General features: G+C 32.0%; 5 protein-coding genes. 2 read left to right on the top strand and 3 right to left on the bottom strand.

Annotated elements, in window-relative coordinates:
- The first annotated feature begins 417 nt into the window (after positions 1–417).
- Positions 418–1,158 (top strand): glycosyltransferase family 2 protein, encoded by a 741-nt coding sequence (locus tag EA412_14775; protein TVR75841.1) that lies wholly within the window; start codon positions 418–420, stop codon positions 1,156–1,158.
- A gap of 508 nt (positions 1,159–1,666) precedes the next feature.
- Here EA412_14775 and EA412_14770 read toward each other — a convergent pair.
- From EA412_14770 to EA412_14760, 3 genes are all read right to left on the bottom strand, one after another.
- Entirely contained in the window at positions 1,667–5,200 is a 3,534-nt protein-coding gene (locus EA412_14770; GenBank protein TVR75840.1) for a T9SS C-terminal target domain-containing protein, read from the bottom strand.
- Between the two features lie 136 nt (positions 5,201–5,336).
- Positions 5,337–6,920, bottom strand: coding sequence for a hypothetical protein (locus EA412_14765; GenBank protein ID TVR75839.1), 1,584 nt, complete (start codon positions 6,918–6,920; stop codon positions 5,337–5,339).
- Between the two features lie 20 nt (positions 6,921–6,940).
- Entirely contained in the window at positions 6,941–8,335 is a 1,395-nt protein-coding gene (locus tag EA412_14760; protein ID TVR75838.1) for a hypothetical protein, read from the bottom strand.
- A 367-nt stretch (positions 8,336–8,702) separates the two neighbouring features.
- Here EA412_14760 and EA412_14755 point away from each other — a divergent pair.
- Positions 8,703–9,207 (top strand): hypothetical protein (locus tag EA412_14755; protein TVR75837.1); only part of this gene is annotated, 505 nt, incomplete at its 3' end.

The raw sequence follows: 9,207 nt of genomic DNA, 5'->3' as shown, positions 1-9,207 counted from the left end.
AGAATGACATCTGAAAGAATAAAATCTGCTCAAAAATCGACTTTATTGATTGTATGTTAGTGAACTTGATGTAGCCTAAAACTTTTCACCTTTCATGCTTTACGAATCACGGTATTTTGATTCACTGATTTTTTTTGGGTTTTAGTGATTAAGTTGAAAATTCACAAAAAAATCCGGGCGTGCCCCTTCGGGTCGGGCCATTCGCTGCAAGTCCTCACTCCTTCGTCGTTGTGGGCTTTCCGCTTCTGTCCCTCACGCGGGCTTCGTACCGGGGATTCACTGCCGGCTTTGAATTTTGTGTGTCTGTTTTATTCAAAAAAAGAATTAGTTCTAAGGCTTCTTTTGCCTTTGTTAAAAAACTTAAAAAATTTACTTCTATCTTCGTGCTTCATTTTTTGAGATTAATTAAAACTTAGAATGACAAAAATAACACCATACAATGGAGGCTTATTAAGTGTTGTAATTCCTGCTTACAATGAAGAAAAAACAATTTTACAGATTTTAGAAAGAGTCAACCGGTCAAAGCCCGGAGAAGCGATTTCAATAGAAATAATTGTTATTGATGACCATTCTGCAGATAATACTGGGAAATTGGTTCAGGATTTTTTTGCAAGTATTGGAAACCAAACAAAGACCATTTATCATCGGCAGGAAAAGAATAAAGGAAAAGGAGCTGCCATTCGTAAAGGAATTGAATTGGCAACAGGTGACTTTTTGATCGTACAGGATGCAGACCTTGAGTATGATCCGGATGAATATGCGATTTTATTAAAACTAATTGTTAAAGGAGTTGCAGATGTGGTATACGGCTCAAGGTTTATGGGCGGCAATCCGCACAGAATCTTATTTTTCTGGCATTCTATAGGTAACAAAATTTTAACTTTTTTGTCAAATATGATGACGAACTTAAACCTGACAGATATGGAAACCTGTTATAAATTATTCAGGACTGATGTGATTAAAGGAATTCAATTAAAAGAAAATCGCTTTGGTTTTGAACCGGAAGTAACAGCAAAAGTTTCCAGAATTCCCGGAATCAGAATTTATGAAGTGGGGATTTCATATTATGGCAGAACTTATGAAGAAGGTAAACACATAAATTGGAAAGATGGATTTCGGGCAATTTATTGTATTTTGAAGTATAAATTGGTAAAGTAAATGACTGAAATACAATTAGTGTATGGTTTAACTTGAATTTAGTTTTTACATTAGGTTTAAATAATTGAATAATAGAACATTCGAACAATCGAATAGTGAAGTGAAATGAAGGAAAAAAAGTATAAATACTGCATCAGGAAAAAGTAAAGAAACCGGTTAGTATTAGTAACGTTCTAAGTTCTCATTTCTTCATTCAAATGTTCTATTGTTTAAATCAACCATTAATTAAAATAAAGACAACTAATTAATTATTATGAAAATTGATGTAACAATCAAAATCTACCGGAATTCATTCAATATCACCCGGATGTAATTTTGATAGAAAAAGAATTGCCTTAAAGCAGTAGTATTTGCTTAGATGAGGTAATAAAACCACAAGGATTGCAAAAAGTAGGCTTGTCAGTCTAAGACGGATAATTAAAATAACGATTAAATATTGGAAAAAATACAAGCATTGAGTTTGTCTTCTCCACTATCCCATTACTTCAAAATACTTTAAAAAACACACTTACTTAATCACTAAAACCTTTCTGATAAAGGTGTATCCGGTGTTTTTATTTGTAAAATTTAAAAAATATAACCCGTTTGGAAGGGTTTCGTCTATTTTGTAATAATAGTTTGTCTGAATTTGCTTATTTAAATGTGTTATACCTTTTAAATCAATAAGTCTAAGTTCATAATCTACTTCATAATCAGATAGGATTTCTAAAAAGAACTGTCCATTATTAGGGTTCGGATAGATATTAACATGCTTGTTTTCTCCTGAAAAATCTATGTAAACAGTTAAAGCTTTACTTTTACTACATTTATAATTATCATTCGTTAATAACTTTACCTGACCATATTTTTTCATATTCCACTTGACTTCAATTTCAGGTGTTCCTTGTCCATTTAATAATTTTCCTCCATAAACTATCCAATTATATGAATTTGCAATTTGATCAGTTTGGTAAAATTCCGTGCTATAAGGTTTTACATTTTCATCCCCTGATATATGAAATTCAGTATATAATTTCTTTGGGTCGACAGGATCTACAGGCCGGGGACCGGGAGCAATGATAATATCATCAAGCCTTAAAAAATCTCTTTGACCTGATTGAGAAGAAAGTTGTTCTCCTGTATGATAGTACCTCCAGAATAGCTGAACACATTCATGCCCAATAATATCCTGTGGTAATGGATAAGGACCCATAATTTCGAAATGGCCTTCTGTGTTTGCCCTCTTATACTCAACTATATTTCCATGAGCATCTTTAAAGTCTATAAAAGGGCCGTTATTTCCAATTCTGTATTGTAGCCTGATATTATACACTCTCGACTGAGGAATTAAAGTGCCGCCGGTCCATTGAACATAACCTGCATCTATTTCTGTTGTATTTATATTTAATAAAGCACCGCCAATTCTTCTTCCGGGATAACCAATATTACCTTCTAAATTTCCTGTATTAATAAACCCAACACCATTATTACCTAATCCTGTAATTCTTGTTCTACTATTGAAATTATAAGACCCATTGGTATAACCGGCTATTTCAGCATCTAAGCCGGGATCATTTTCGTCCATATATACAAATTCCATAGCCAAAGGAAATGTGCCGGAAGCTGCATTTGCAGACCACTCTGTGAATATATATGGACATCTGACTATGTAGGATGTGCTTTCATGACATTGATGTATAGAATTATCTTTAACAAAGTATGCAACTGCTTGAAAATCATTTAGCATATCTAATTCTATCTTTCTATCATAAAATTTGTATCCGTTAATCTCCCAATGTGAAAACTTATAATTCTGAATAGGAATAGCTGTGATTTTTATGGGAATTTTATGAAAGTATATACCTTCCCATGGATAAGGATTTTTATCAATTCCCGCAGTGTTTTCATTAATATTTAGTGAGTTTATCTTAATATATCCATGTGATTCATCAGATACATCTAATTGAACTTTCAAAGTTTTCTGAATATCAAAGTGGTCTTGAATATGCTGTCGATGGACATTGGGCCTCTTTTCAGAGAAAACAAGCATAGAATCTATATTTTGTTCCCAATCAGCAATAGTTTGTGGTTGTCCCCATCGCTTGAAATGTTCTTTAATTTCCGGCTGCACCAACTCTTTGAAGGTGTCAATTTTACTAGATAAATGTTGATATCTAAAAACAGAATTCATGTGGTCGGCCATTCTGTTAATGAAATCAATTTTAAATTGTTCATTTTCTAGTAGTCTCCGCATAATTAGTGTTGCCCAAGGATATTGTTTGCTTGTGGCCCACTCAATCATATTTTTATAAATGCCATTTGGATCATAGTATCCAAATGAAAAGTCAACATCAAAAAGTATCCATCTAAAACGTCCATCTCTTTCAGGTACAATACTAGTCGAGTCATATGGAACTCTGTATCTCCAGAATTTAACGTTATTATTAGGCCAATCTACGTTACCAAAGAATATTTGGGTACTATTGTAATCTATAAAATTATCAATATCCATTAATGTATTTATGGACTTGTAAACTGAATTATTTGAAATGTCGTTATTATTCAGATAATTAATCAGATTGCTATAATGTAAATTATCCCCTTCTTTAACAACAGAATTATTTTCGAGAAAATCTATGTTTTCCGGATCAACTCCATAAACTCTTTCAAAATAGTGTTTGTCATATCTTTCTCTGATATTATGAATACCCCAATATTCTCCGTTTATAAAAGTAATTGTTGGGCGATATGCTTGTATATCCATATTAAATTGAGCGACAATGCTTTGAACAAGAGCATCTCTAAACATTGTAGATCGCCAGTCATTTCCGGAGTTTCTAAGTATAAATCTTTTGTATGAACTATAAGGTAAGTCTGGAAAAAGAGGATATTCAAAGTTTTGTTGACCATATAAATTTCTGGCATAAAGTCTTAAAGACTTTTGAGGTAGATTTCTAGACCAACCTCCGTGAATTCTGAGACCTACTCCTTGTCCAAATTCAAAATCACCATTTTCTGAAAAAAAATGCATTATTCCGGGTCTTTCCCATTCTATACCTCTTTGGGCATAGTTTTTTGTAGATTGATTCCATAAAACACTATTTGAACCGGGAACATAAATACCATAATCGTCATCAAATAGATTTTTCCCATCTGTAATTATTGATATTACAGGAAATGAATATCTTGATTCTTTTTCAGGAAAGATGAAAAATGAAGCCTCTTTATCACTACTTATCATATCGGGATGTGAAGCCTTTATTCGTACAATAGTTCCTTTCGCAACCAATCCATCCGGTTCATACCATCCCCATTCGCCATAATGTGACCAATTATTAGTAGGAATCATTGAGTAAATATTTGGCTCAAGACTTCTGTTATTTATTTGAATAGGATTTGTATATATTGCTTCTAAAGAATCCGGCCTATTGCCATCAAGTGTATATCTCAAGGTGACACCCGGTGTGGGATGAGTTATTGTTAATTGAAAATCGGAGTTATAAAACCCGGATTCATGAGATAATTCTGCCGGATCAAGTATACCTGAATAGGCCTGAGTATTATTGTAAGCTAAAGGGGTTGGATCTTGAAAATAACGCCATAAAGAATCCTGATACCGTCCATAAGAAATATCAGTTGGAACATGACCGAAAAGAATACTGTCAATAACTGTAATACCATCCGGTGCAGTTAATATCACAAAATCACCAGAGATTGTCAATCTAAAGTTAGTGTGTTTGCTTCCTCTTGAAGTGTCACCACTTGCCCAAAGTAACAAAAATCCTTCTGCCGGTACAATTAACTCATTAGAATCTGATTGTAAACGGTGTAGTTGCGGATTTGATATATCATCGCTTATATAATAATCATTTAAATTGATATCAAAGGTGTGATTATTATAAATTTCTATCCAGTCTTCAAAAGCACCTGTATTATCAGATATTGTAGAATGATTAGAAGCCATTATCTCGTTAATATATAATTGAGATTGGACTTTTAAACTACTTAATAAAAATGCAAGAAAAAAAATAAAAACAGTAATCTGCTTAATGAGAAAAAACATTTTATATGATTAAACCTTTTCAAATATACAAAAATCTCTTAAAAAAAACTACAAGTAATATTCATTTATAAGGTCTGAATGATTTGATTTCAAATTAAAAATGATGATAAGGCTATTTTTAAAGACGGGTTATTATTTAATGCAAAGTCTCATTTAAGACTTCACTATTTCTGTTAATCTTTATAATTTCAGTATCCTTTTCAATATAGTCCGGCAAGTCCCCGTAATCAATAATTGCAATGGGGTAACTATTATTTTTTAAAAAAGTGTATGTTTCAAAAGAGGGCACCTTATCATAACTTCTGATGCCGCTATAAAAACTTATCTCTACAGGCTCATTTTTTCTAACATTAAACAATATATAGTCTTTTGAGGGTAGTAATTCAGTTAGCTTTTTATAAAATTTTGTATCAGCAATTTTATTTTTCCTATATCCATCCCAGCCATAGTGGCTGTACGTACCATCAATATGAACCTGTTTAATTTTAAAGTATTGAAAGTTCATAAAGCCGATAATAATTAAAAAAACAAATGCCGGCAATTTTGATAAATTGACAGGTAGTTTTTTGATGTATTCAATACCTGTCCATGCTAAAACTCCCAGTGATAAATAAATGATACTGAAAACTAAATAGGGATAAGCCGGGAGCTTTGTTTTAACAATAAAGGAAAAGAAAATATAGACTATAGCTACGTTTATAAGTAAAGCTAAAGCAATAGAAGTGTGTTTAGATTTATAGTAGAAAGAGAACAATGCAAAGGGTATAAATACAGTAAATAAAACGCCATATAGCTCCGGGAATTTTTCAAAATGATACCAAATTGTTCCTGAGTGTCCTTCCAAAACTTCAAAAATATGCCTTCGATTATAACTATATTCATAAGCACTTTCCAAAGGAAATCTTAAAGTGATATAAATCTGCCAGGGCAAAAAAGTTATTAAAGTGATGAGAAAACTGAGACTCAAATCAAAATAGCTTTTTAATTGATTTCTATTTTCTTTTTTTAACAAAATCTTCAACCCCCATCCGGCATATACGAGTAATCCAACAAGCCATTTATTAAGCACTGCAAAACCGGAAAACAAACCGATTAAAATCAACCATATTTTTTTCTTTGTAATTTCATATTCTATCCAACACCATAAGCTTAAGGTGACATAAAAGATGAAAGCAAACGTATTGTGTTCCATTCCAAGCACACCTGCAACTATTTCAAGATGAAAATAAGATAAGGCGTAAAAAAAAGCAGCAAGATAGCCGGACTCTTTATTAAACAACAATTTACCCATTCTGTAAATAACAGGAACAAGCAGGGTAGCCATAATAACAGTAGGTAATCTTAATGAAAACTCATTCACACCGAATAAATGATATGAAAGGGAAATCTTCCATAGAAAAAGTGGTTGTTTGTGCAGCCAGATTCTATTTTCAGTCCAACTCTTGTAATCATAGGGGAGAGGGTGTTCAGTAAACAACATTGGCTTAAAGGGATTATCCATCATATTTTTGGCTACCAATGCATGAAATCTTTCATCCCAATCATTGAGAAACGGATCTAACAATGCCATGAAAATATGAATGCCCAATGAACCGATAAATAGTGTAAATAGTGCAGCTTTTGTTCGGTTTTGCAGGAAAAGTATTATGCTGCACCCTATAAAAACTATAGAAAAAACCAAAATAAAATACTGTAGTGTTTCTGTAGAAGTCTCTATCATAGCATACGTTTCAAATTGTATTACTTTATTTTGTCAAAATAAACTTTTTTATAGTTTGAAGTGTCATTAAAGATAAAATAATCCTCTCTAAGGGAGTTGTATTCATAAGCTCCCCATTTTGTAATCATACTTTTATTTTCATACAATGCCCAATCAAATTCACCTTTTTCTTCTTCTATAATTATTGAACTGGAATAACCTCTTTCCATAGTTGATAATAACCAAAACTCATAACTACTGCCCCATGTCATCAATAGTGTATCCATAGGTATGCCTTCTAATTTGATAATTAATTTATCCTTTTGCAACTTATCAGTTTTTTCGACTACATTTCTTAACCAGTCAAGCCGGTCACTATATATTCCATGGCTTTGATACATTCGGATTGTTCCGGAAAGAGTTATAGCCAAAACAATCATTGTTACTATCCAACGACTTTGTAGCTTAGGCAAAATATCAAAAACAAATGGTAATGCAACAAAAACTGTCAGCAATAAATAAAAGTTTTCCAAATAGAAATCATTCGCTCCTGACTCATAAGAAATATTGATTAAAAATAAATATCCTGCTGAGAAAAGAGCTACTAAAGAAAGCTTTAGGTAATTTTTGTTTTTGAAGTAAAAATAAGAAACGGCTATAAGCAGAATTACTAAAAAATAGTAGTGCTGAAATAAATTGTGAGCAAAGTTATTATTTGATTCAATAAAAATATAATTAGGAAAAAGATGCTTTAAATTTTGCATAAACCCAAACATTGCACCTGATTCGTATTCCGTTTTAAATATGCCATTCTTAATAATAAAAAAAAGAAAATACAAGCCAAGGCTCTTTATAAGTAGTAAATGGTCTTTTTTATAATAGAAGTAAAAGAAGAAATGCGAAAATATGATAGGAAAAAGTAATAAAGGGTGTGTGAAACCAACTATACAAAGCAATATGGCTGAAAATATCCAAAAAGAGTTACCTTGATTTTTGAGGTTTAGACGATTATCCAGCAAAGCCAAATACAAAAACATAAATGCTGCTCCCTTTGGTAGCTCAGATTGTATCCAGTAAAAAGTATGGGTTACCAATAAAGTATTAAACAAAAGAAAGCACAAAGCAATTCTTGTATTTTTACATATATACAGTATGAACGTAAAGATGCTAAAGTAAAACACAATAAAGCCAACTGAATAAAACTTTGCAATTTGCTCCAAACTTAAGCCCATATAAAATGCAGTAAGTGGAAAGGCCTGGCTAATAACTGAAACAAAACGATAATTTTGAATGGCAAACTCACCGGTTCTTAAGATTTCGAACATGTGATATGCGATATCTAAAAAAATCGTCCTTTCTTTGTAAAACAAAAGTGCAAAAACGAACATCAAGGCATAAACCAGCAAGCCGATTATAAACAATACATTTTTATTCATTTATTGATTTATACTTGTTATTGGTTATGTTAAAGATAGCTTTAGTGAAATCAAAAAAATATTTTATATCCCAAACATAATAAAAGTAAAACTAAAAATTAGCGGAATCAATTTAAACGATTTAACTTTGATATGAAAAAGCTTTTGTTTCTCATTTTATTTGTACTTATTTTTTAAATAAAAATTTATGTATAATTATTTCAAAGACAATCACAGATGTAATACAGGCGTTAAATTAAGTGCCTTTATCTAAACTAAGACCAATAAACAAAAATGCATTTGCTTTATTAACTTAAAAACATTTTATCAAACAACTCATTTAATGAATCTAAGCTCCTATAAATTTCTATTTTTCTCAATTGCGTTAATGTTGATATCAAGTAGTATTTTACATGCACAAACATTTCAGTTTTTCCCAAATAATGCCAGGGCTGTTTATTATTTGGACGATCCGGATAATTGTTTTGGAGGCTATTGCCTTAAAGGTTACCGGGTAGATTCCATAAGCGGAAATACAAGTTTTTCATATAGGGAGGCATCAGCCAAAGACATTTTACCGGGTAACTGCTTGATTTCTACTAATGTTGTTCCCTGGTTGGGTGATAGAGTAGCATATACTTCTAATGGCTTTAACCTCGTCATTAATGAAATTGGAGATACACTACGTACTTTTATACATCCATCTAATGGTACCTCGTGGACTTTTTACAATCTTGGTAACGGAGAGTATATTCGTGCAACGCAGGAATCTCAATATTTTAAACAATATGTTGGGAGACATGATGATACGAAAAGAGTCAGGTTACATAAAATGAATCTTGCAGGAGACACCCTACCCAGCCCGTGGAATGGTGCAATTATTGAATACTCTT

The sequence above is a fragment of the Chitinophagaceae bacterium genome, assembly GCA_007695095.1.
Classification (GTDB): Bacteria; Bacteroidota; Bacteroidia; order Chitinophagales; family REEL01; genus REEL01.
Note: the sequence above shows the minus strand (reverse complement) of the source record. Positions and strands in the feature narration are given on the sequence as shown.